Annotated in this window: 18 protein-coding genes and 1 pseudogene; 13 read left to right on the top strand and 6 right to left on the bottom strand. The window is 64.5% G+C overall.

The window, feature by feature from the left end; all coding sequences use genetic code 11:
* The first annotated feature begins 9 nt into the window (after positions 1–9).
* The 7 genes from EC845_RS18245 (at position 10) to EC845_RS22515 (ending at position 9,496) form a co-directional block, all read left to right on the top strand.
* Positions 10–738 carry an NADPH-dependent F420 reductase gene (locus EC845_RS18245; protein ID WP_123299580.1) on the top strand — a complete coding sequence of 243 codons (729 nt, stop codon included), beginning with the start codon at positions 10–12 and terminating at the stop codon, positions 736–738.
* An 86-nt stretch (positions 739–824) separates the two neighbouring features.
* A complete protein-coding gene (locus tag EC845_RS18240) occupies positions 825–1,961 on the top strand; it encodes a PQQ-dependent sugar dehydrogenase (RefSeq protein ID WP_123299579.1) in 1,137 nt (378 codons plus the stop codon).
* Between the two features lie 59 nt (positions 1,962–2,020).
* Positions 2,021–3,172: a metallophosphoesterase gene (locus tag EC845_RS18235; protein WP_158615726.1), complete on the top strand. Its 1,152-nt coding sequence runs from the start codon at positions 2,021–2,023 to the stop codon at positions 3,170–3,172.
* Between the two features lie 46 nt (positions 3,173–3,218).
* Positions 3,219–5,672, top strand: coding sequence for a membrane-bound PQQ-dependent dehydrogenase, glucose/quinate/shikimate family (locus EC845_RS18230; RefSeq protein ID WP_123299577.1), 2,454 nt, complete (start codon positions 3,219–3,221; stop codon positions 5,670–5,672).
* Positions 5,673–5,806: 134 nt separating this feature from the next.
* Entirely contained in the window at positions 5,807–8,221 is a 2,415-nt protein-coding gene (locus EC845_RS18225; protein ID WP_123299576.1) for a membrane-bound PQQ-dependent dehydrogenase, glucose/quinate/shikimate family, read from the top strand.
* A 153-nt stretch (positions 8,222–8,374) separates the two neighbouring features.
* On the top strand, positions 8,375–9,235 hold the full coding sequence (locus EC845_RS18220; protein WP_199739851.1) for an MBL fold metallo-hydrolase: 861 nt from the start codon (positions 8,375–8,377) through the stop codon (positions 9,233–9,235).
* A 27-nt stretch (positions 9,236–9,262) separates the two neighbouring features.
* A complete protein-coding gene (locus EC845_RS22515) occupies positions 9,263–9,496 on the top strand; it encodes a hypothetical protein (protein ID WP_199739850.1) in 234 nt (77 codons plus the stop codon).
* A gap of 45 nt (positions 9,497–9,541) precedes the next feature.
* Here the strand turns inward: EC845_RS22515 and EC845_RS18215 are convergent.
* A pseudogene (locus EC845_RS18215) lies at positions 9,542–9,856 on the bottom strand (TonB-dependent siderophore receptor); the annotation flags it as partial.
* 252 nt (positions 9,857–10,108) lie between these two features.
* On the opposite strand from EC845_RS18215, the gene EC845_RS18210 reads away from it, so the two are divergent.
* Both EC845_RS18210 and EC845_RS18205 read left to right on the top strand, forming a co-directional pair.
* Positions 10,109–11,269, top strand: coding sequence for an STY4528 family pathogenicity island replication protein (locus EC845_RS18210; RefSeq protein WP_233598161.1), 1,161 nt, complete (start codon positions 10,109–10,111; stop codon positions 11,267–11,269).
* 600 nt (positions 11,270–11,869) lie between these two features.
* Positions 11,870–12,733, top strand: coding sequence for a phage integrase N-terminal domain-containing protein (locus tag EC845_RS18205; RefSeq protein WP_123299574.1), 864 nt, complete (start codon positions 11,870–11,872; stop codon positions 12,731–12,733).
* Between the two features lie 6 nt (positions 12,734–12,739).
* On the opposite strand, the gene EC845_RS18200 is transcribed toward EC845_RS18205, so the two are convergent.
* The 4 genes from EC845_RS18200 to ychF all read right to left on the bottom strand — a co-directional run bounded on the left by EC845_RS18200 (position 12,740) and on the right by ychF (position 18,839).
* Complete coding sequence (locus tag EC845_RS18200) at positions 12,740–13,450, bottom strand: M48 family metallopeptidase (protein ID WP_123299573.1); 711 nt, start codon at positions 13,448–13,450, stop codon at positions 12,740–12,742.
* Positions 13,450–16,575, bottom strand: a complete 3,126-nt coding sequence (locus tag EC845_RS18195; protein ID WP_123299572.1) for a type I restriction endonuclease subunit R — start codon at positions 16,573–16,575, stop codon at positions 13,450–13,452. Before EC845_RS18195 ends, EC845_RS18200 begins: the two co-directional genes overlap by 1 nt.
* 4 nt (positions 16,576–16,579) lie before the next feature.
* On the bottom strand, positions 16,580–17,551 hold the full coding sequence (locus tag EC845_RS18190; RefSeq protein WP_123299571.1) for a YhcG family protein: 972 nt from the start codon (positions 17,549–17,551) through the stop codon (positions 16,580–16,582).
* Positions 17,552–17,747: 196 nt separating this feature from the next.
* Positions 17,748–18,839 (bottom strand): redox-regulated ATPase YchF, encoded by a 1,092-nt coding sequence (ychF, locus tag EC845_RS18185; RefSeq protein WP_123299570.1) that lies wholly within the window; start codon positions 18,837–18,839, stop codon positions 17,748–17,750.
* Between the two features lie 173 nt (positions 18,840–19,012).
* Between ychF and EC845_RS18180 the strand changes: the two genes are divergently transcribed.
* Positions 19,013–19,420: a DoxX family protein gene (locus EC845_RS18180; RefSeq protein WP_123299569.1), complete on the top strand. Its 408-nt coding sequence runs from the start codon at positions 19,013–19,015 to the stop codon at positions 19,418–19,420.
* A 1-nt stretch (position 19,421) separates the two neighbouring features.
* Here the strand turns inward: EC845_RS18180 and EC845_RS18175 are convergent, their stop codons facing one another.
* On the bottom strand, positions 19,422–20,351 hold the full coding sequence (locus tag EC845_RS18175) for an MOSC domain-containing protein (protein ID WP_123299568.1): 930 nt from the start codon (positions 20,349–20,351) through the stop codon (positions 19,422–19,424).
* A gap of 126 nt (positions 20,352–20,477) precedes the next feature.
* Between EC845_RS18175 and EC845_RS18170 the strand changes: the two genes are divergently transcribed.
* The 3 genes from EC845_RS18170 (at position 20,478) to EC845_RS18160 (ending at position 24,474) form a co-directional block, all read left to right on the top strand.
* Positions 20,478–21,644, top strand: coding sequence for an FAD-dependent monooxygenase (locus EC845_RS18170; RefSeq protein ID WP_123299832.1), 1,167 nt, complete (start codon positions 20,478–20,480; stop codon positions 21,642–21,644).
* 136 nt (positions 21,645–21,780) lie between these two features.
* Positions 21,781–22,527: a DsbC family protein gene (locus EC845_RS18165; RefSeq protein ID WP_123299567.1), complete on the top strand. Its 747-nt coding sequence runs from the start codon at positions 21,781–21,783 to the stop codon at positions 22,525–22,527.
* 51 nt (positions 22,528–22,578) lie between these two features.
* Positions 22,579–24,474, top strand: a complete 1,896-nt coding sequence (locus EC845_RS18160; protein WP_123299566.1) for a M61 family metallopeptidase — start codon at positions 22,579–22,581, stop codon at positions 24,472–24,474.
* The last annotated feature ends 5 nt before the right edge of the window (positions 24,475–24,479 follow it).

Genomic DNA, 24,479 nt, shown 5'->3' with positions numbered 1-24,479 from the left:
GACACCACTATGAAACCCTCCCGCCGCTCCGTCCTGAAAGCCCTCGGCGTCCTGGCCGCCGTGCCCTGGCTCCTCCCGGCGAACCGTGCCTTCGCGGCCGCGCCCATGCGCATCGGCGTCATCGGCGCCGGCTGGCTGGGCGGCACCGTGGGACGCCTGTGGGTCAAGGCCGGGCATGAGGTGATGTTCTCCTCGCGCAACCCCGACAAGCTGGAAGCCATGGCCCGCGAGCTGGGGCCGCGCGCTTCTGTCGGCACGCCCATGGCCGCGGCCGAGTTCGGCACCGTGCTGCTGCTGGCCGTGCCCTTCGAGGCGCTGCCCCAGGTCGGGCGCGATCTGCGCAGCGCCTACCGCGGCAAGGTCGTCCTGGACTCCACCAACCCCTGGGGGGCGAACAGCGCCGACGTGTACCGCGAGGCGCGCGAGCTGGGCGTCGCGCAGACCGTCGTGAAGTACATGCCTGGCGCGCGTCTGGTGCGCGCGTTCAGTGCGGTCGATGCGACCGTGGTGAAGACCTCCGGCTCCCGTGCCGGCGGGCGCATCGGCATGCCCATCGCCAGCGACGACGTCGAGGCCATGCGGGTCGCTGCCGCGCTGGTGCGCGATGCCGGGTGCGATCCGGTCGTCGTCGGCAATCTGGCCGCATCCGCGTCGTTCCAGCCGGGCGGGCCGGGTTTCCGCGCCCACCTCACAGCGCCGGAACTGCGCCGCCGCCTCGGCCTGCCGTCCGCCAACTGAGCACCGCATGGCCATCGAACGAATCGGGCGAACCCCAATCCATCCTCGACAACCTACCTCCGATCCACGAATGGAGACCTGACACCATGAAGCTGCGCATGCTCGGCCTTGCCTCCACTTTCTCACTCGCCCTGTTCGTGGGTGCTGCCGCCTCGACGCCCACCAACGCGCAGACCAGTGCGCCCGCGGCCCGTGGCCTGCCTTTCGAGGTCAAGGCGGTCGGCACGTTCGAGAGCCCCTGGGCCATGGCCTTCCTGCCCGACGGCAACATGCTGGTGACGCAAAAGCAGGGTGCGATGATCCTGTTCGACCCCAGAACGGGTGCCAAGCGCACGCTGTCCGGCACACCCGCCGTCAGCAGCAGGGGCCAGGGCGCGCTCATGGACATCGTCCCCGCTCCCGATTTCGCGGCCAGCAAGCGGGTCTATTTCAGCTACTCCGAGGCGGGTTCCGGTGCCGGCAGCCGGGTCGCGCTCGCCACCGCGACAGTGGATCAGGCGGGCGGTGCGCTCAAGGAGACGAAGGTCATCTTCCGCGCCCAGGATGCCTCCACCGGCGGGCATTATTCAGGCCGCATCGCCTTCTCGCCGGACGGCAAATATCTCTTCTTCACCAGCGGCGACCGTCAACTGCTCGATCCGGCGCAGGACCCCAAGTCAACGCTCGGCAAGGTGCTGCGCCTGAACCTCGACGGCACGCCGGCCGCCGGCAATCCGCTCGCGGCCAAGGGCTTCCATGCCGCCGTCTGGTCCTACGGCCACCGCAATCTGCTGGGCGTCACCTTCGACAAGGAGGGGCGCCTGTGGGAGATGGAGATGGGTCCGCGCCATGGCGACGAGATCAATCTAATCAAGCCCTCCCTCAACTATGGCTGGCCCAGGGCATCGAACGGCGACCACTACGACGGCCGGGACATCCCCGACCATGTGCCCGGTGATGGCTTCGAGGCGCCAAAGGTGTTCTGGAACCCGGCCATCTCCCCGGCTGGCCTCGCTTACTACGACGCGGACCTGTTCCCGCAGTGGAGGAATTCCCTGTTCATCACCGGCCTCTCGGGCCGGTCGCTGGATCGCATCGCCCTCGACGGCGAGAACGCGACCCAGGCAGACCATTGGGACATGGGCGAACGCATCCGCGCCGTGCGCACCGGGCCGGATGGCGCGCTATGGCTGCTGGAGGATGGTACGAGCGGCCGGATGCTGAGGTTGACGCCGAAGGGTTAGTACAGAGCAACCTGCGTATCGGCAGGCATGACCCAAGAGAGAGAGAGTTCGATCCCCCTATGAGCCTGACCTTCGTCTTCTTCCGTTCCCTCGTGCTGACCCTCGTGGTCGGCCTGTTCCTGCTGGCCAGTGGCAAGGCCGCGCGCAGGCCGAGGGCCCAGGCGGCCTTCTGGACGACGGCCGCGCTCGTCCACCTGGTCTGGTGGTTCCTGCCCGATCTGGAGGGCGTCTGGAGCCAGGCCGGCCGCTGGCTGGTCACCATCTGGGTCGGTGCACTGGTGACGGCGGTGCTTTTGATCGTGCCTTTCGCGCTGTTCCTGGCCGGGCGCTGGCTGCTCGGGCGGCGTGCGGCTGCGGGGACGCAGGCGCGTGGCCCACGGGTGCAACTCGTGTACGTCGGGCTGTTGCTGGCGACCGGCATCGCCGTGAGCTTCGGCACCGTCGGCGGCCCCGTGGTGCGCGAGGAAGTGGTCCAGGTGAGCGGTCTGCCCGAGGGCCTGGACGGCCTGCGCATCGCCAACATCGGCGATGTCCATGTCGGCCCCTTCATCAAGCCCGCCGACCTCGCCGCCGCCGTGGATCTCGTCAATGCCCGCAAGGTGGACCTGCTGGCGATCACCGGCGACCTGATCGACGACCTCGACCAGCTCGAACCGACGCTGGACGCCCTGGAGCGCAGCGAGGCGTTGCCCGTGCTCTCCATCCTCGGCAACCACGACAAGTACCCCAACGAGGCGGCCGTCGTCGCCGCCCTCAAGCGCCGCAATCCGCGCATCCAAGTGCTGATCAACAGCAGCATCCAGGTGCATCCGCGCGGCGTGCCGTTGCGCGTGGCCGGCGTGGACTATCCGCTGGCCGCGGACGGGCGCCACATGCTGCCGCGCGATGAGCAGGACGCCGCGATGCGCCGGTTCGCCCAGCTTGCTTTCGCGCAGACCACGCCGGGCGAGCCCCTGGTCGTGCTTTCGCACCACCCCGAGTTCTTTCCCATTGCCGCCAGGCAGGGGGCGATGCTCACGCTGTCCAGCCACACGCATGGGGGCCAGGTTCGCCTGTTCGGGCGGCCGGTGATCGTCGCTTACGACTACATGCACGGCATCTACCGCGAAGGGAACGCCTACCTCGACGTGAACTCGGGATTGGGGCACTGGCTGCCGCTGCGCATCGGCGTGCCGCGCGAGATTTCCATCGTGACGCTGCGGCGCGGCTGAAGTAATTTCCAAAACAGAGCATCCATCGCCTCCTGGGAGAAAACCTATGAACTCACCCGACACTGCGAAGCGCTCCCCAGGGGGCGCGAACGTCGAAAGCTCACCCGCCGATGCGCCTCGCTCCTGGCCGCGGCGCATCGTCGCACTGATCCTGCTTGCGTTCGGCCTGGCGCTTGCGGTTGGCGGCGCAATCCTGGCCGTCAACGGCGGTTCGCTCTACTACCTGATCACCGGCTTGGCCTACATCGTCAGCGCCGTGCTGCTCTGGCGGGGTGATGCGCGCGGCGTGTGGCTCTACGGCGCGATGCTCGTCTGGACCGTGGCCTGGGGCCTCTGGGAAGTCGGTTTCTCGGGCTGGCAGCTCGCGCCCCGGTTGATCGCCCCGTTCGTCCTCGCCGCCTTGCTCCTGCTGCCGTCCGTCAGGCGGTTGCCGGCGCCGTGGCGGATACGTGGCGGGGCCACCTTCGCTGGAGGCCTGGTCGCTGCGGTGGTCGTGGGCAGCGTCGCCCATAGCTTGGGCGAAGACACCGAGATTCCCTCGCTGCGGCGCGGTGTCCAGGCGCAGGCACCGGGACCGCTGCCACAACCGCTGGCGACGATCGAGCGCGAGGACTGGCAGGCCTATGGCAACGACCAGGGTGGTACACGCTTCAGCCCGCTCGACCAGATCAACACGTCCAATGTCTCCGGCCTGACGAAGGTCTGGGAGGCCGAGATGACGGCGACCGTGCCCGGCGAGATGAACGCGCTGCAGGTGACGCCCATCATGGTCGGTGGCACGCTGTACGCCTGCGACGGCAACAACGGCGTACACGCCTTCGACGCCGAGACCGGCGAGGTGCGCTGGCGGCGCAACGTCTCCGATGGCCAGGAGCCATCCGGCAAGCCCTGCCGCGGCGTGGCCTACTACAAGGTACCGGATGCGCCGGAGGGCAGCATGTGCGCCGAGCGCATCTTTGCGCCCAGCCACAACCCGACCCTGGCAGCCATCGATGCGCGCACGGGCGAACTTTGCCCGGGCTTCGGCAACAAGGGCCTCGTGGATCTCCAGCAGGGCATCGAACCCTATCCCCACGGCCTGTTCTACGTCAGTTCGGCACCGCAAGTCATCCGCGGCAAGGTGGTGGTCGGCGGCGGCATCCCGGACGGCCAGTACTGGGGCGGTCCCTCGGGCGTCATGCGGGCTTTCGATGCCGTGACCGGCGAGTTGACCTGGGCGTTCGACGCCGGCGTGCCAGACCGGATCGGCGCGCCCCCGCAGGGGCAGGTCTATACGCCGTCGCTGCCGAACAGTTGGGCGCCGATCAGCGCCGACGAGCAGCTCGGTCTGGTCTACATGCCGATGGGTGGGGCCACGCCCGATGCGTATGGCGGTCAGCGCCGGCCGTTCGATGACGACATCGGCAGCGCCGTCGTTGCGCTGGATGCCGAGACGGGGCGGATGCGCTGGCGCTTCCAGACCACCCACCACGACATCTGGGACTACGACGTCGCCTCGCAGCCCACGCTGGCCGATCTGCCCACGCCGCAGGGCGTGCGCCCGGCGCTGATCCAGCCGACCAAGCGCGGTGAAATCTTCGTGCTCGACCGCGAGACCGGGGAGCCGATCAAGACCGTGCGTGATCTTCCGGTGCCGCAGGGCGGCATCGCCGAGGGCGAACGGCTGGCCCCCACCCAGCCTGAATCCAGCGACCTGCCGGCCTTCCGCGAGCCCGAGCTGCGCGAAAAGGACATGTGGGGAATGACGCCGCTGGACCAGTTGATCTGCCGCATCGAGTTCAAGCGCTCGCGCTACGAGGGCATGTTCACCCCGGTCACGCTGAACAAGACCATCGTGATCGCGCCCGGCTCCATGGGCGGCGTCAACTGGAACGGCATCTCCCTCGACGCCGACCGCGGCATCATGGTCGTCAACTGGACGCAGGTGCCCGACCGGCTCGAACTGATCACGCGCGCGGAAACCACGCGCCGCAACTTCCAGATCGCTCCGGGCCTGGACGCCGGCGGCCAGACCGACCAGCCGATGCTCAACACGCCCTATGGCGCCTACCGGACGCAGTTCCTCTCGCCGCTGGGCAGTCCTTGCACGGCGCCGCCATGGGGGCTGATCGCGGGCGTTGACCTGGTGAGCGGCAAGACGATCTGGTCCAAACCCTTCGGCACCGGACGCGACATCGGCCCGCTCAATCTGGGGGTGAAGACGATGCTCCCCATCACCATCGGCACGCCCACTGCGGGTGGTGCGGTCACTACACGCGGCGGGCTGGTGTTCATCGGCGGTGCGGCCGAACACTCCTTCCGTGCGCTCGACACCGCGACCGGCAAGGAACTGTGGAGCAGCCGCCTGGCAACAAGTGCCAACGCGACGCCGATGACCTACCGCAGCCCGGTCAGCGGCCGGCAGTTCGTGGTGGTCGCCGAAGGCGGTCGGCCCGCCTACGGCACCAAGCCGGGAACGAAGTTGGTGGCGTTTGCGCTCCTATCTTCAGGGAAGCAATGAGAGCGGCGCGAAGCCGACATCACTTGGGTAAACCAGCAATCGAAGGAAGCGGCAGAGCCTGACCCAACAGGGGATTGGCCTCTGCCTTACGTTGTCGTCAGCGGAGAAGTGCTGTTTTTAAGGAGACCTTATTAATGAGAAAAAAATTGGTACCAATATTGGCCGTTTTGAGTGGACTCATAGGCTTGGTGCTGTTAACCGTGGGAGGCTATCTCGCGATTCTCGGTGGCTCGCCATACTACGTCCTTACCGGCCTGGCGCTGGCTGTCTTTTCGGTGCTTTTGTGGATGAGGCACCGTGGATCTATCGTGTTGTTTACCCTCATCATCATCACAACAGTGCTGTGGTCATGTTGGGAGAACGGCTTGTACTTCTGGGGCCTGATTCCTCGGTTGAGCTGGGCCCTGCTGCTTGGCATTCTGGTTGCAGTCGTCACGCCGGCACTTATGGAAGGCAGGTTCAGGAAAGCATCCGCATCAGTCGCCGTCGTTTTCCTCGTACTCTGCGCCTCGGGTTTCGCAGCGATGTTTTCCCCACACTTCCTAGTTGCAAATGCGGTGCCCGAGCGTGACCTCACGCCTTCCTCGCCTACCTCGCCGAATGGATGGTTGGCGTATGGCAACAGCCCATATGGCACACGCTTTGCCAATGCCACACAGATCACGCCGGCAAACGTGAAGGATTTGGAGGTCGCCTGGAGTTTTCATACGGGCGATATTGTCAAGGATGGCGCCGAGGACCAGAACATCCCGCTGTTCGTGGACGATACGGTCTACACATGCACGCCTTACAGCAAAATCATTGCGCTGGATGCAGAGACCGGACAGGAAAAGTGGCGGTATGACCCGGTACTTTTCGAAGGCAAAGGCAAGAGCTGGCGCTATCGTTGCCGCAGCCTCGCCTACTACCAGCCAGCAGAGCAAGACGCCACGTTGAAGTCCGGCGTCATGCCCGCTGCCGCAGTCTCCATGACTCTGTCAGCAAACACCACCAAGGAAACCGATGCCGTCCAATGCCACGCGCGCATCGTCTTCGCGACGGTGGATGCGCGGCTCATCGAACTCGACCCAAGAACCGGCAAACGCTGCCAGGGCTTTGGCACCGACGGCGAAGTCAGTCTTAAGACCGGCATGGGCGATCTCGGACCACATCCCAGCTACATCCCCACAGCAGGGGTGATCGTTTCGCGCAACCGCATCATCGTCACCGGAGCTGTCCGCGACGGTTTGAGCACGGACCAGCCTTCGGGCGTCGTGCGCGCCTATGACGTAATCACGGGCGAGTTGGTCTGGGCTTGGGACAGCGGCAACCCGAGCATAACCAAGCTGCCCCCACCCGGCGAAACCTATACGCGCGGGAGCCCCAACGTATGGGCGGTTGCATCGACTGACCCTGAACTAGGGTTAGTCTATCTACCAGTCGGCAATGCCACACCCGACTATTGGGGCGCGTATCGATCGAAGGAAGAAGAGACCTATGCCTCATCAATCGTTGCACTGGATGTGGAAACCGGCAAGGTCCGCTGGCACTTCCAAACCGTCCACCACGACCTCTGGGACTATGACGTTCCGGCGCAACCGGTGCTCTACGACCTGCCGACCGAAAAAGGCACCATTCCCGCAGTAATTCAGTTGACCAAGAGCGGCCAAGTCTACGTACTTGATCGGCGTACCGGGACACCCATCTCCGAAGTCGAGGAGGTGCCGGTTCCGACTACAGGCGGCGTCGAATCCGACTGGCTGTCGCCGACCCAGCCACTATCGGTAGGCATGCCATCGGTCGCCGATGATCTGCTATCGGAAAGCCGGATGTGGGGCGCGACAGTTTTCGATCAGATGCTTTGCCGCATCGAATTCAGAAAAGCCCGCTACCAAGGTATGTTCACCCCACCAGGCACAGATCCGACCCTGCAGTATCCGGGCGACACCGGCGGCTTCAACTGGGGAACGGCCGCGATCGACGAGCGAACCGGGATGCTGTACGCAGCCGAAATGCGTTTGCCGATGTGGGTTCAGCTCATCCGTCGCGAGAACGTCGAAGAAGTCGCCAAGCAGATCAAACCCGGCGAGCGGCTCGGCCGCCAACTGGGAACGCCGTACGCCGTGCGCCAGAGCCTGATGATGTCGCCGCTGGGAATTCCCTGCATCGAACCGCCGTTTGGAATGATCTCCGCCATCGACTTGGTCGATCGAAAGATGGTTTGGCGCCGTCCCATGGGAACCATAAGGGACACACAACTGCCGATGGGTTTCGGCTTGCCGCTTCCAATTGAGATCGGCATGCCGCCCTCCGGCGGACCGCTGTCTACGGTTACGGGCCTGGTGTTCTACGCGGGAACGCAGGATTTCTACCTGCGTGCGCTGGACGCCCGCACCGGCAAGGAGCTCTGGAAAGGCCGGATGCCAGTAGGGTCCAATTCCACGCCGATGTCCTATGTCTCGCAAAGCGGCCGGCAGTTCGTCCTCGTCACCGCAGGCGGTGCAGCGCGCTCCGCAGACAACCGCGGCGACCTGATCGTGGCCTACGCGCTCCCTTCGCAAAGCCGATAGAACGCCCATGAATACTCAGGCCGTGTTCGCCATGACGTTGACCAGTGAGATGCCCGCTCCATGCGTGAACTTGCTGCGTAGCCAGTCTACTTGTTTCACTCGCTGGAAAGCTCCGGCATGGGTAGGGCTACCCGGCAACCCAGCGAGGTTGATATGAGCAAACTACCCGTGAAGCGCATCGCTGCAATAGCTCTGGTCATGCTCACGGTACTTGGCCTGAGCGCCTGCGCCTACCTCCACAAGCCGCTGGGACAGTTGCCGGAAGGTGAGCGACTCAGCGCCGTGCAAGCCTCGTCCCAGTACCGCGATGGCGCCTTCCGCAACGAGGTGCCGTCCCCGCCGCGCCCCAATGGCCTGGCCTTCGCATGGCGGGTGATCCAGGGCCAGTTCGCAACCAAGGACCGGCCGAGGCCCCCGGCACCGCTGCCGGCCATCAAGACCGACCTCGCAGCCCTGCCGCGCAACCAGGATGTCGTGGTCTGGCTCGGCCACTCGTCGTACTTCGTGCAGGTGGGCGGCAGGCGCCTGCTGGTCGATCCGGTGTTCAGCGACTACGCGGCGCCGTTGCCGTGGATGGTGAAGGCTTTCGAAGGCACGAACATCTACCGCGTGGAGGACATCCCGGAAGTCGATGCCGTGCTGATCTCTCACGACCACTACGACCACCTTGACTACTCCAGCATGAAAGGCCTGCTGTCCAAAACCCGTGTTGTGATCGCCGGGCTGGGCAACGGCGCGCATCTGGCGCACTGGGGCTATCCGCCTGAGAAGATCCGCGAGATGGACTGGAACCAGACGGTGGAGCTTGCGCCCGACCTGAAAATCCACGTGCTACCGGCCCAGCACTACTCAGGCCGCTTCATGGACCGGAATCAATCGTTGTGGGCCAGCTACGCCGTCGAGACGCCGCAGCGGCGTTTGTACTTCAGCGGAGACACCGGCTTCGGCCCGCACTTCGAGAACATCGCCAAGCGTTTCGACAGCTTCGACCTGGTTGCACTGGACGCCGGCTAGTACAACGAGCGCTGGGCCGACATCCATATGAATCCGGAAGAGGCCTCGCGCGCTGCCGAGATCCTGCGTGCGAACGCGCTGCTGACGGCGCATGCTGGCCGCTTCACCCTGGCGCGCCATGCCTGGGACGAGCCTTTCGTGCGCGCTGCGGCAGCGAGCATCGGTAAGTCCTACCGCCTGCTCACGCCGCGCATCGGAGAGGTGATCCGCGTGGGCGACGAGGAGCAGCAGTTCCAGACTTGGTGGACGAGCATTGAATAGGCGCTTACCTTTTCAGAACGGAACTCACTGCCTGAGCGATTCCACTCAGAATCTATAGGCCGCACCAAGGCCCACACCCCAGTTGCGCCCCGGCGCAGGCTCGAAGTAGCGGGCGTTGCCCTCGTTGACGATCACCGAGCCGGCGTAGCGCCGGTCCGCCAGGTTGTCCACGCGCGCGAAGGCATTGAACTCCCATCGATCCCATTGCTGCACGTAGCCCGCGTACAGCGACGTCACGGCGTAGCCGGGTGCGCTGGCCGTGTTCCGGTCATTGGCCTGGATGCGGCTGAGCGCGCACAGTTCGACGCCAGCGCGCCAGCCCTGTGGCGGCACCCAGCCGAAGCTGGCGAACAGCGCTCGAACGAGCCGAGCCAGCGCACATCCATCCCACCATAGTCGCGGTTCAGGTCGATCACGCCGCCGGCATGCAGCGGGTTCTGCTGCGCTAAAGGCATCCGTCCCTCGCGGATGAAGGATCAGTCTGGATGCCGGTGACAGCACGGCAGGATAAAACGGTTGTGAGGCAGACCACATTGTTGGCTGACGCATGGAGCGGTACGCGGTGAGATGCAGGGGAACGGGCCACTGTGGCCCAGACCTTGGAGAACTCTCATGGCAGACCACCACACCCGCCACAACCCGCTGGGGCAAGATGCCCTGTTCACCACGCCGGTCTCGCTCATGCTAGATGCCCGCCTCACGCCGCTGGAGCGCAATGGTTGGCAGGTTCTGCGCATGCTGCGCTCTGCGGAGGGCATCAGCCCGCTGGCGAATCTGGGACAGTTGCGCCGCTATCTCACCTCCACCCCGCTGGGGCAGAGGGCCGGGTACGAGACGGCCCGGCGCGTTCTCGTTGTGCTTCGGCTGACGGGCTGGATCAGCCTGGTAGGCCAGCACCGCGATCCTCTGACCGGCCATGTACTCAGCGAGCTGTATCAGGTTCACGAAAGCGCCCTCGACTTCCAACAGGCTTGCACGCTCGATGCCAGCCTGCCCGCGCTTCTGCAATCTTCCATCGGCCACGAAAACAACCAGGTGGATCGGGTGGCCGTCCACATCCAGGCAACGCTGGCGCAAGTGTCTGAAGCCGCGTCCATTGCGACCCACGGTCAGTTCCGCAATGACGATGATTTGCCCCCTACCCCGCCTTCGCAGGCGAGCGAGACAGCCTCCCCACCGCCATCGTCTGGCGATTCAGCTGGCAGCACGCTTGTTCCGCAACAGAACGGACACGCTCGCCACATGACGGCTGAGCAGGGCAGTACGTATAAGACGTATATGTATAAAAAAAAAGAACGTACGTACCGCGCGCGCGAAGGCGACGGCGATTCGGCATCGCAGTCGGTGAGCTTGCCGCCCTGCCTGAGCAATGCCCAGGCAGATCAGCAAAAGGACGTGCAGGCAGCCTTGCGGCGGCTTCCGCCACAGCACCGCCAGGAAGTACTCGACGAGTTGCAAGCGCGCAGCCAGAGCGGCACCGTACGCAATGTCGTAGCCTACTTCTTCGCCTTGGTGAAGCGCGTATTTGCGGGTGAGTTCCGCTTGTGGGCAGGACGCAAGGAGACTTCTGCCGCCCCACGGGCTGCAGAGAATCGGCCTGCTGGTGCGCCACGCACCGAAGACCACCCAGTACCGACTGCGCAACCGGCATCGCGTGAAACCGCCCTGGCGCACATCGCCCATATCCGCAAGATGCTGAACGCCTCGACGAACGCTGGGGACATTGCAGCGCAGGCAATGCAGACCAGGGGATGGCAGCCGCATCCTGCGTAGTAAATGCTGCCGCGAAATGGGCCGTCACTGCCAGCCGCAGTGACGGCCCCGCACACGCCAGCAACAATGCGGGCGAATGCCGAATCCTATTGCGTGCGGCAGACATGATGATGGCCGCCCTACACTGACCGGGCAGTTGCCAAGACCGATGGGCTTCGTACATCGGCACCCCAACAGCGCAGGTTCCCGCAAGCGCTGGCCCGTCAGGGCGGAACCACCCCAGGTATGCCCAGGCTCCGATCGCATACCGGCCCTACCCAGGGCGGAGCCTTCTTCGTCTGTTTGAACTCATCCCTACCGCGCCGTCTGGCGCACTGTCCTTTGCGGCAATTGTCTGTGCGCAATGCACAGGGTTCCCGCTGCATTTCTCATCCCACTCACTTCGTAGGAGGACTCGTCCACGTTCGCATCACTTTCGTTTTGTAGTACCTCCGTCCGGGCTTCCAGCAGGGAGCAAGACGGACGCCTCATTCGAGGCTCTGGTGTCTCCTGAACACCATGCCCTTGCCCTCACGGGATCTCGCCTTGGCGAGTTGGCACCAACACTAACCATTGAGTTTCAGGACAACGCAGTACAGCGCTTTGCTTGGAGGCCGAAAGATGGACGACTTGACCTACACCCTGCGGCAGCTTTGCCAGCGCAACCGTGACGGCAGCTACAACACACAGGCCGACCGGATGCGTTCTCTCGCGCTGGCCGCGCGGCAACTTCGCGAGGCCGGTTTCCGGCAGATGAAGGCGTCGTCACTCAAGGGCAAGCACGTCCAGTCGTTGCTGGAGCGCTGGCAAGGCGAAGGTTTGTCGTCAGGAACCATCAAGAATCGACTCTCTCACCTGCGCTGGTGGGCCGAGAAGATCGGCAAGGCCGGCATCCTGCCCTCGGACAACACACAGCTTGGTGTGCCCGAGCGTCGCTATGTGACCAATATCAGCAAGGCTCGCGAACCGGATGACAGGCTGGCCAGGATCACCGATCCCCACGTCCGTGTAAGTCTACGCTTGCAGGCCGAGTTCGGTCTGCGGCGGGAAGAATCCATCAAATTCCAGCCCCGTCACGCTGACGGTGGCGACCATATCGCCATCAAGGGTTCATGGGCCAAGGGCGGACGCGACCGGACAGTGCCGATCACGACGCCGGAGCAGCGTGCGGTGCTGGACGAAGCTCATCGGCTGGCAGGGTCGGGCTCGCTGATCCCGGCGCACAAGACCTACATCCAGCAGCGGCACGTTTACGACGGCCAGTGCAAGGCGGCGGGGTTGAGCAACATGCACGGACTGCGGCATCGGTATGCGCAGATGCGGTATGAGATGCTGATGGGGTGGAAGGCGCCTGTAGTCGGGGGAACTCATTATTCGGCCATGTCTGCTGAACAACGCCTACAAGACCACCAGGTCCGACTACATATCAGTCTTGAACTAGGGCATGGGCGAGTCGGTGTAGTCTCGATTTATCTTGGCCGGTAGCAATATTCAAACCGTCTGTCCCAGCGGCAGCGCATTCAGTTCCCCACGAGCATCCCGCCAGGCAGGATAGTGTTGGGTCAGCAACGATATGAACCGCTCGCTGTGCGTCGGCTCGATCAGATGGATCATTTCATGCACTATCACATATTCAAGCAAGTCACGAGGCTTCTTGGCCAGTTCCGTGTTGAGCCGAATGTGGGCCTGGCGATGATTGCAACTACCCCATTTGGTTTTCATCCGTTGCAGGAAGTAGCCATTGACCTTCACGCCGATACGTGGTTCCCAGTATTCGATCAGGGGGGAAATGGCCTGGTGTAGCAAACCGCGTTGCCAGCGTTGATAGATGGCTTCGCGCTTGGCTGCATTGGTGCCGGGACGCACATGCAGGGTGATGCGACGGTGGTCCATCTTCACCGTAGGTGGGGCATCGCGCTCCAGCACCGTGAGCAAATAACGGCGTCCCCAGACGTAATGGCTTTCTCTGGTGACGAACTGACGAGGAGTTTCGCGGGACTGTGCCTGCAATTGCGCCTGTTGCTGGCGAATCCAACGCAGCTTGGAAACAGCATAGGCACGCGCGACTTCCAGCCGCGTGCCTATCGGGGCCACCAGCGTCACCGCACCCTCGGGCGGATGCACGGAAAGATGGACATTCTTCACGGTCTTGAACGTGATGGCGATGTCCAGTTCCCCCAGATGTATGTGCGTCTGCACCATTAGTAGCCCGGCTGATTTCTCAGCAAGTCGAATAGTTTGAGCGTGGCCTCGCGGTTGCGTCCGGTCAACGCGTGCAGGAAATTCTGCACGATGCGCTCCTTGGCTTCGTCGCCACGCCATCCTGCCGGGGCTTCGTCACGCATCACACGATCGATCTTCAGCGCCAGCAAGGCCAACGGGTCTCCGTATTCGGCCTGTGGCTCTTTGACTACACCATTCGTATCGGGCAGCACATCGCCGGAAATGATGTCAGGCAGATTGCGATAAATCACCAGCACACCCGCATTGCCGCGCAACATGGCAGGTTCATCGATGTCGTGTTGTTTCGCGCGGTGCTTCTTCAGTATGTCTTCTGCCTTGCTAAGAAATGATTCGTAGGCCTCCGTGCCTTCACGGCTTTGCTGGATCAGGTCATCGAGCAGCTTGGACATCTGCTCATAAAAGCGTGGATCAGTCAGGCGGTCGCGAATGATGGTCTTGCGGACGTTGTTGATGATGGTTTCCGCAATGGCGTTCTTTGACAGCTTGCCCTTCTCGTTGAGCTTCTTGGCGATGGCATTGTGGATGCCGGTCTCGATAATCAGCTCGGTCAGCGACAGTTCGGCCAACTCGCCCAACGCCTGCGCTGGCTCGGCCTGGATATAGGTGTTGATGAGGTGACGCATGTCGGCCTCATAGGGCTTGATGTCCAGCTCTTCGCCGCTGTAATGCTTGATGGCCGAACGCACTTCGGCATAGAACTCGGTTTCCCGCCGCAAGGTGTCAGCTTCGCTGTCTGAGTAACCCGCCTCGGTCAGGCTCTGAGCGATGTCCGCGAAGGCACGCAGATAGGTCGCCACCGCCTTGTAGAAGGCAATACGCAGCGCCTCGCTTTCCAGCAGCGCCTCCGGATTCCCGGCATGACCGCAGAAATAGTGGATGAACTGCTCAAGATCTCGCGGCTGCGGAACCGGCTCGCACAGGTAATGCAGCGTTTCACGGGCTTCGTCCAGTTGCTTGCGGCCTTCCTCCAGCCAGTTCTTCAGGTGGACGTTGTTTTCGCCGCCGTTGCCCGTGTCGATGTCCAGTTCGTCGGAGCTGTACACCGCAATGGCCTGTTGCACATCACCGAACAGCTCCTTGTAATCGACGATATGGCCATAGTCCTTGTCGTCACCGTCAAGCCGGTTGGTACGGCAGATGGCCTGGAACAGGTTATGGTCGTGCAGTTCGTTGTCCAGGTAGATGTAGGAGCAGTTGGGTGCATCGAAACCGGTGAGCAGCTTGCTGACCACGATCAGCAGCTTCATGCTGGCAGGCTCTTCGATGAAGCGTCGCTTGGTTTCGTCTTCGTACTGTTTGGTAGTCTGGCCGGCGCGCAGCACATGCTGCTTGTAGGTGTCGTATTTGTAGCGTTCGTCACTACCGGCCGATTCTTTCGAGATGGCAACCGGGTTGGGTTCGTACGAGGTGATGATGCCCACATGGGGGCCGAAATGCGTGTTCTGAAACAACCGGAAGTAATGGCAGGCATCATAGATCGAAGCCGCCACCAGGATCGCCGTGCCACGATTATTGTCCAGGCGAGGCTTGAGGCTGAAATCCTCGATGATGTTGGCGACGATGCGATCTTTGCGCTCCTTGGCGCTCATCAGCTCTTCCATCGTGGCCCAGCGCTTGCGCAGGATGGATTTCTGGAAGTTGTTTAGTCCGCGCGTTTTCTTCTCGAACCAGGCATCGATGGCCTTGCGTGAAGTCAGTCGCTGCGGCACATCACGGGCCTCATATTTCAAATCCAGCACCACCTTGTCGGCCACCGCTTCGTGGAACTTGTAGGTGTGGATATACGTGCCGAACACTTCGCGGGTGGTTTGCCGATCCTTACGCAACAGCGGCGTGCCGGTGAAGCCGATGAAGATGGCGTCGGCCAGCCAGCGCTTCATCTGCTTGTTCATGTTACCGCCCTGGGTGCGGTGGCACTCATCCACGAACACGTAGAAATGCCCATGGATGGGCGGTGGCTCGCCCTTAAGATCGGCCGCATCGAATTTGTGGATCAGCGCGCACAACAAGCGCGGTGTGGTGGCACTGAGTTTTTGCACGAAGTCTGCGCGTGAAGTGATGCGCGGGGGAGCCGATCCCTCACCTATCACCTCGGCATTCCGCATCACGCCTTCAATCTGCTTGTCCAGCTCGTCGCGGTCGGTCACCACCAGCACCCGCGCCTGCGGATCATGCTCCAGCAGCCACTTGGCCAGCAGTACCATCAGGATGCTCTTGCCGCTGCCCTGGGTGTGCCAGATCACGCCGCCCTCACGTTTGGCGATGCGTTCCTGCGCGGCCTTGATGCCTTGGTACTGGTGCTGCCGGGGCACCTTCTTGAAACCCGCATCGAAGATCACGAAATTGCGGATCAAATCCTGCAACCGCGCCTTCTCGCACATCTGGGCCAACGGGCGATCCAGCAGCGCGCCCGCTGTTGCCATGGCTGACGGTTGTTCATCCTTCCACTGCACGAAGAACTGTTCCGGTGTGCCAGTGGTGCCGTAACGCAAACCTTGTGCATCGCTGCCCGCCAGCAGCAACTGCACGGTGCTGAAGAAGCTCTGATTGAAGGTTTCCTCCTGACTGCTGCATAACTGGCGAATACCATCGCCCACATCGACCGAGCTGCGCTTGAGTTCGATCATCGCCACCGCCAGGCCATTGATGTACAAAACGATGTCCGGCCGGCGGGTGCTTCCGCCCCGTAGCGTCACTTCCTCAGCCAACGCGAAGTGATTGAGCTCGGGCTGCGCCCAGTCGATCAACTGCACTGTCTCATGCGATTGGCCCGCCGCGATCTGCACCGGCACGCCGTAGCGCAGCAACTGGTAGGTACGCAGGTTGGCCTGGTAGGGCGTGATGCCGGTAACATCAACCGCGACTTCCAGCTTCTGCAAGGCGGCGCTGATGTGAGCGGGCGAGTACCCGCGAGCGGCCAAATTGGCGCGCAGCAACTCGGTTTCGATGGCGCGGTTGTGGTCGCGCTTGCTCCAGTTGCCCAGGTGTTCGTAGGCCAGGCCGCCATCGGCCAGTGGGGTAGTGAACAGCCGCGCTACGCGGTTCTGTGATGTGCGCTCGGAGCGCGGCATGGGTTGGGTCATCGCATCATTCCTCGGCGCCATCATCCGTGGGCTTGCCCAGCTCCCGCTCGATCTGTTCGATCGTCGGCAGGCTGGTTTGCAGCTCTTGCGGCAGGGATTCCACCAACTTGTATTCGGCAATGCCCATCGGTTGCGACTTGTCGCCCAGGGCGTACTCGGCCACCACCTTGTTCTTGCTCTTGCACAGCAGCAGGCCAATGCTCGGGTTGTCCTGCGCGTGCTTCACCTGCCGATCCACCGCCGTCAGGTAAAAGCCCAGTTGTCCCAGATGCTCGGGCTTGAACTTGCCCGCCTTCAGTTCGATCACCACGTAGCTGCGCAGCTTGAGGTGATAGAACAACAGGTCGATGAAGAACTCCTCGCCGCCCACGTCCAGCAACACCTGCCGCCCGACGAAAGCAAAGCCCGCACCCAGCTCCAGCAGGAAATCGGTGACGTGCTGCACCAGCGCATTTTCGATCTCGCGTTCCTGTGCTTCCTCGCCCAGGCCGAGGAAATCGAAGCGGTACGGATCTTTCAGCGACTCGATGGCCAGATCGGGCTGCGATGCAGGCAGGCGCTGATCGAAATTGGTGACGGCTTTGCCCGTGCGCTCCAGCAAGCGGGTTTCGATGTGGATGTTCAACACATTCCGCGACCAGCCATGCTCGATGGCCGCGCGGGCATAAGCCAGGCGCTCCGTTGGCGTTTTCAGGCGATCCAGCAATACCAAGTTGTGCCCCCACGGCAATTGTGCAGCAGCCTGTTGCACAATTTCGGCGTCTGGCCAGGCCTCGGCAAACGCCCGCATGTTTTGGGGAAAGCCGCCAATGGCAAAGAGGTTCTCCTTGCCTTGCAAGCGGTACTTCCACCGCCAGAGCTTGCCACCGGTAGGCTTGACCAGCAGGAACAGGCCCCCGCCGTCTGAAAGTTTCCAGTCTCGATCAGTCGATTTGGCCGACCTGACCTTGAGGTCGGTGAGTAAATTCTCGGGCATCGTTGGACTCCACTGCGGGGAGATGTACCCCCACGGTTGAACACGAGTACCCCCAACGCTACCCCCGAATTTTTCAGACCTCGATGAACAATAGGAACGCTCAGCAGACCGTATTGTTTACGCAACCCATTGATTTTAAATGGGCCAACCTGTCCACCAAGCGCTACTGAGCGCCACCGAGATCCAGCAAAAATCGTCAGACGTTGAACAGGAAGTTCATCACGTCGCCGTCCTTGACCACGTATTCCTTGCCTTCCGAGCGCATCTTGCCGGCATCCTTGGCGCCCTGCTCGCCCTTGTGCGCGACGTAGTCGTCGAAAGCGATGGTCTGCGCGCGGATGTAGCCGCGTTCGAAATCGCCGTGGATGACGCCGGCGGCCTGCGGGCCGGTGTCGCCGATGTGGATGGTCCAGGCGCGGACTTCCTTCACGCCGGCGGTGAAGTAGGTCTGCAGGCCCAGCAGCTTGAAGGCGGCGCGGATCAGACGGTTCAGGCCCGGCTCGTCCTGGCCGATCTCGGCGAGGAACATCTTCTTGTCTTCGTCGTCCATCTCGGCCAGTTCGGCTTCGATCTTGGCGCAGATGGCCACGACGGGCGCGTTCTGCGCATCGGCATAGGCCTGCAGGCGATCGAGCAGCGGGTTGTTCTCGAAACCGTCTTCGGCCACATTGGCCACGAACATGGCGGGCTTGGCCGTGATGAGCGAGAACTGCTTGACCAGCGGACGCTCTTCCTTGGTGAACGCGAGCGCGCGCACCGGGATGTTCTCGTTGAGCGCGGCCTGGCAGCGCTCGAGCAGGCCGACCAGCTTGATGGCGTCCTTGTCGCCCGAACGGGCGGTCTTGGTGTGGCGGTGCAATGCCTTCTCGACCGTGTTCAGGTCGGCGAGACACAGTTCGGTCTGGATCACCTCGATGTCGGAGATGGGATCGACCTTGCCGGCGACGTGGATCACGTTCGGATCTTCGAAGCAGCGCACCACGTTGACGGTGGCATCGGTTTCGCGGATGTGGGCCAGGAACTGGTTGCCCAGACCCTCGCCCTTGCTGGCGCCTGCCACCAGACCGGCGATGTCGACGAATTCGACGATGGCCGGCACCACACGCTCGGGCTTGACGATGTCGCTGAGCGCATCCAGGCGCGGATCCGGCACCTCGACCACGCCCACGTTGGGCTCGATGGTGCAGAAGGGGTAGTTTTCGGCCGCGATGCCGGCTTTGGTCAGGGCGTTGAAAAGGGTGGACTTGCCGACGTTGGGCAGGCCCACGATGCCGCATTGGAGGCTCATGGTGTTCTTTCGGTGGACGGCGTGCCCTGCCGTGCGGCGGGTTCGCCCGTATCGGGGAATGCACGCCCGGCCGGCTGCGCTGCGCGGCAAAGGGATGCGAAGCCCAGGATTTTAAGCGCCCCGCCCAGCGTTTACCATGGCAGCCCCTCTTTCGGCCCGCCCAAGGAACGACCATGCCTCTTTACGACCACGCCGGCAAGCTGCTGCTGCGCCTGACGATAGGCCTGCTGATGCTGCCGCACGGCCTGGCCAAGCTCTTCAACGATTTCCCGAGTCTGACCGGTCCGTCGGCCATCAAGATGATGCTGGTCGTCAAGGGCCTGCCCACCTGGCTGGTCTACGGCGTGTACGCGACCGAGATCGCGGCCCCGGTGCTGCTGGTGCTGGGCCTGTTCACGCGCTCGGCCGCACTGGTGGTGGCGCTGGGCATGCTCGTGGCCGTCTACCTGGCCCGCCTGGGGGCGATCGACGAACTGTCGTCGGCAGGCACCTGGGGCGTGCAGACCGAGGCGCTGTTCCTGTTCGGTGCACTGGCGATCGCGCTGATGGGGCCGGGACGGTACGCCGTCCGGCCGGGCTGACTCAGAAGTCCAGGCCGACACCGACGCGGGCGCCCCGCTTCAGCAGATGTTCGATGCCGCCCGTGACGATGGCGTTCATGCCCACGGTCACGGCGCCTTCCATGCGGCTGTCGGCGCGGTAGCCGGCCAGCGTGGCGTTGGGCTCCGAGCCGAATTCGCCCGTGGCCGGATCCACGTTGGGGATCTCGCAGCGGGTGCAGGGCTTGACCAGGCGCAGTTGGGCCTGTCCATCGGCGGTGGCAATGGTCAGTTCGCGCCAGTAGTCCTCGGCGTGCGGATCGATCGCCTCGCCGCCGGGCAGCGCCTCGATCACGACGTTGGGACGAAAACGCCGCCAGTCCACCGGGGCGTGTCCGCCGTCGGCCAGCCGCCGGTTCAGGTCGGTCAGGGCGGCATCGGTGCACACCAGCACCGCATACCCATCGCCGAACTGCACATAGCCGGCATCGTCCCCCGTCCACTTGGGGCTGGACACCCGCGGCTGCTCCGGGTCGAAACGCACCAGGCGCACCGTCTGGCCCAGGAAGTCGCTGAACCACTGGGCCGCCAGCCGGCCCATGTCGTAAGCCTGCACCTCGTCCTTCCACACCCGCACCCGCACCGGCTCCTCGGCCCTGTCGAGCGAGAGGTGCAGCGCCAGCATGCCGGGGGCACGCACGACCAGGTCGTCGCGCCGCAACTGGGGATGGATCAGCGCCATGCGCGGCGCCGTGCGCTGGGTCACGAAACGCCCCTGCTCGTCGACCACCATCCAGGCGCGGTCGAACTCCAGGCCGGTCTCGATCAGCAAGGCCTGCTCGACCTGGATGCCGGCGCAGGATTTGATGGGGTAGAGCCAGAGTTCGCGGATGCGGGCCTGCAGATCGCCGGGAAGATCGCCGGACAGGTCGGCCGCCGGTTCTGCAGCGGAAGAGGAGGAAGGCTGGGTCATGGCATCGGGAAAGGAGGGGCGCGGAGCGGGGCACACCGCTGGAGAACGGTAGGCGGATGGCCCGATTGTGCCGTGTGCACCGACGCCCTGCGCACACGGCGGCGGCTCAGGTCCTACAATTTGGCGATGGTCCATTCCCCCGTCCGTCCGTCGCCCCGCAGCGGCGCACCGTCCTCGCCCGCGTTCGACATCTGTATCCGCGGCGGTGGCATCGTCGGCCACACGCTGGCCCTGCTGCTGGCGCGCGACCGCCTGCGCATCGCGCTCTACACGCCGAAGGCGCCCCCGGGCGCGGCCCCCCGTCCCGAAGATGTGCGGGCCTACGCCCTCAACGGCGCCTCGCGCGAGCTGCTGCAGTCCCTGCGGGTCTGGCCCGACGAGGCGCAGGCCACGCCCGTCCGGCGCATGGAGGTCTTCGGCGACGAAGGCGGTCTGGTGCAGTTCGATGCCGAGGCCCAGAACCTGGATGCGCTCAACTGGATCGTGGACGTGCCCGCGCTCGAACAGCGACTGGCGCAGGCCGTGCAGTACCAGGCCCATGTCGAGCTTGTCGACGAGCCCGTGCCCGCCGCGCTGACCCTGGTCTGCGAGGGCCGCGAAAGCGCGACCCGCGCCGAGTTCGGCGTGCGATACAGCGCGGCGGCCTATGGCCAGCGCGGTATCGCGGCACGTTTCAAGACCGAATTGCCCCATCGCATGGTGGCTCGCCAGTGGCTCTCGCCCCAGGACCGCCAGGGCGAAGTGCTGGCCTTGCTGCCCTTGGGCGGCCCGGCCGGCCAGGAGGTGGCCCTGGTGTGGTCGGCCGCCGATGCACATGCCCAGGAACTGCAGGCCCTGCCCGACGACGAATTTGCCGCCCGCGTGATGCAGGCCTGCGGCCACGCGCTGGGCACGCTCACGCTGTCGAGTGCCCGCGCCCAATGGCCGCTGCAGATGGCGCTGGCCGACCGCTGGGTCGGCCCCGGTTTTGCGCTGGCCGGCGACGCCGCCCACACGGTGCACCCGCTGGCCGGCCAGGGGCTCAACCTGGGTCTGGGCGACGCGGCCACGCTCGCCGCCATCATCCACGCACGCGCGCCGCACCGCGCCCTGGGCGACCTGCAACTGCTGCGCCGCTACGAACGGGCGCGCAAGCTGGACACCCATGCCATGCGCGCAGCCACCGACGGCCTGTTCCAACTGTTCGCACAGACCCCCGCGCCCGTGCGCAGCCTGCGCAACTGGGGCATGCAGCTCTTCAACCACAGTGGTCCGCTCAAGCAGTGGGTCACCCGCCGCGCCGTCGGCCTTTGAAAGGGTGTCGACACAGACACCGCGCCCCGCATCGATCCATCCGGCCCCGGACGGCCGCGACGCCGGCCCGCCGGAGACACCGCCGCAGGCCAGCCGACACCCCATCCGTCTACCCGCACACCCAGGAACCCTTGTCATGACGCGATCCCCGCTGTTTTTCCGACTGATCTCCCGGCTGGCCACGGCCGCCCTGCTGGCCTGCGCCGCACTGCCCGCCCTGGCTCAGGAGGCCGCCATCCGCAAGGCCTTGCCCGATCGCCTGCCCAGCCTGCCGGCCATCGACGAAGTGCGGACCACCCCGTGGTCGGGCCTGTACGAAGTGCGCATGGGCAGCGACGTGCTCTACACCGACGCCGGCGGCAACTTCCTCATCCAGGGCGAGCTGCTCGACCTCAAGACCAAGGCCAACCTCACCCAGCAGCGCATCGCCGAACTCAGCGCGGTCGATGTCTCCAAGCTGCCGCTCGACGACGCCTTCGTCACCAAGCGCGGCAAGGGCGAGCGCAAGCTGGTGGTGTTCGCCGACCCCAACTGCGGTTACTGCAAACGCTTCGAGTCCGAACTCGCCAAGGTCGACAACGTGACCGTGCACACCTTCCTGTACCCCATCCTGGGCCAGGACTCGGTCGAGAAATCCCGGAACATCTGGTGCGCCAAGTCGCCCAGCCAGGTCTGGGACGACTGGATGCTGCGCGGCAAGTCCATTCCCAGCGCCAGTTGCAGCGGCGACCGCGAGGCCGCGCTCAAGCGCAACGTCGCGTTCGGCCAGAAACACAAGATCGAGGGCACGCCCACGCTGCTGTTCGTCGACGGCCAGCGGGTACCGGGGGCCATCAGTGCCGCCCAGATCGAAAGCCTGCTGGTCGCCAGCAGCAAGAAGTAAACCGCCGACGCCATGCCGGGCCCCGCAGGCCCGGTTCTTTTTTGTGCCGCCATGACCTCTTCCTCCAAGACCTCCGCCCTGCACTACCGGATCGAAGCCGCCGACCTGCAGGCCCACCTCTACGGCGTGACCTTCACCATCGCCGAACCCGAGGCCGGCCAGATCGTGGCCCTGCCCGTCTGGATTCCCGGCAGCTATCTGGTGCGTGAATTCGCCAAGCATCTGCAGAAGCTGCGCGCCAGCCAGGGCCGCCGCAAGCCCGCCGTACGCCAGCTGGACAAGCACCGTTGGCAGATCGACTGCACGCCGGGCGTGCCGCTGGTCCTGCACTACGAGGTGTATGCCCACGACGACTCGGTGCGCACGGCCTGGCTGGACACGCGCCGCGCCTTCTTCAACCCGACCAGCCTGTGCCTGCAGGCCGAAGGCCAGCAGGATCGGCCGCACGATCTCGAGGTGGAGGGATTCGACGGCATCGCCGGTGCCCGCCTCTACACGGCCCTGAAACCCTTGCGTGTGGCGCGCAAGACCGGCTTCGGCCTGTACCGTGCCGCCGACTACGACGAACTGGCCGACTCGCCCGTCGAGATCGGCGACTGCTGGGTCGGCGAATTCGAGGCGCACGGCGTGCCGCATCGCTTCGTCGTCGCCGGCGCACCGCCCACCTTCGACGGCGCGCGCCTGATCGAGGACAGCCGACGCATCTGCGAAGAAGCCATCGCCTTCTGGCACCCGGCCGCGCCCAAGGCCCGCGGCACACGCGGCTCACGCGATGCCGGCCAGCGCCGCACGCCGCACGACCGTTACGTGTTCATGCTCAATGCAACCGGCGAGGGTTACGGCGGCCTGGAGCATCGCCACAGCACGGCGCTGATCTGCACCCGGCGCGACCTGCCGCTGCTCGGCCAGCAGAACGGCACGCAGGCCCAGGGCGATGGCTACATCACGCTGCTGGGGCTGATCTGCCACGAGTACTTCCACACCTGGAACGTGAAGCGCCTGCGGCCTGCCGAACTGGCGCGTTACGACTACGCGGCCGAGAACTACACCGAGCTGCTCTGGTTCTTCGAGGGTTTCACCAGCTATTACGACGACCTGCTGCTGCGCCGCGCCGGCCTGATCGACGATGCGGCCTACCTCAAGCTGCTCTCCAAGACCATCAACCAGGTGCGCCAGACGCCGGGCCGCCAGGTCCAGAGCGTGGCCCAGTCGAGTTTCGATGCCTGGGTGAAGTACTACCGGCAAGATGCCAACAGCCCCAACGCCACGGTCAGCTACTACACCAAGGGCGCCACCGTGGCGCTCGCGCTCGACCTCACGCTGCGCCAGCACGGTACGGGCAACGGCACGCTCGACCACGTCATGCGGCTGCTGTGGCAAAGCAGCGAGGGCGGCCCCATCGCCGAATCCGATGTGCGCCAGGCGCTGGCCCAGGTGGCCGGCCAGAGCCTGAATGCCGAACTCGACGCCTGGGTCCATGGCACCCGCGAACTGCCGCTGCAGGAGCTGCTCGCGGCCCATGGCATCGACGTCAAGCTCGACCCGGCCACGCTGGCGCAGCGCCTGGGCCTGCGCGCCAGCGAGGGCGATGCGGCGCAGCGCAGCAGCGTGAAGATCAACACCGTGCTGCGCGGCAGCGCCGGCGAGGCGGCCGGTCTGGCCCCCGGCGACGAAGTGCTGGCGGCCAACGGCTGGCGCCTGCACAAGCTCGACGACCTGCTGCTCTACCGGCAGCCCAAGGCCACCCGCATCAGCCGTGCGGCCCCGGCCGGCACATCCGGCAAGGTGCGTTATGCCGCGACCGAACTGCTCGTCTCGCGCGACCAGCGTCTGCTGACGCTGCACCTGGAATGGCCCGAGGTCGACACCCAGAGCATCGTCTGGCGTCTGGCCGTGTCGGACGCCACGCGGGCCCAGGCCTGGCTGGAAACCGCACAGGCCGGCTGACGCCA

The organism is Comamonas sp. BIGb0124, from assembly GCF_003752175.1.
In the GTDB taxonomy this organism is placed as follows: Bacteria; Pseudomonadota; Gammaproteobacteria; order Burkholderiales; family Burkholderiaceae_C; genus Comamonas_F.
Note: the sequence above shows the minus strand (reverse complement) of the source record. Positions and strands in the feature narration are given on the sequence as shown.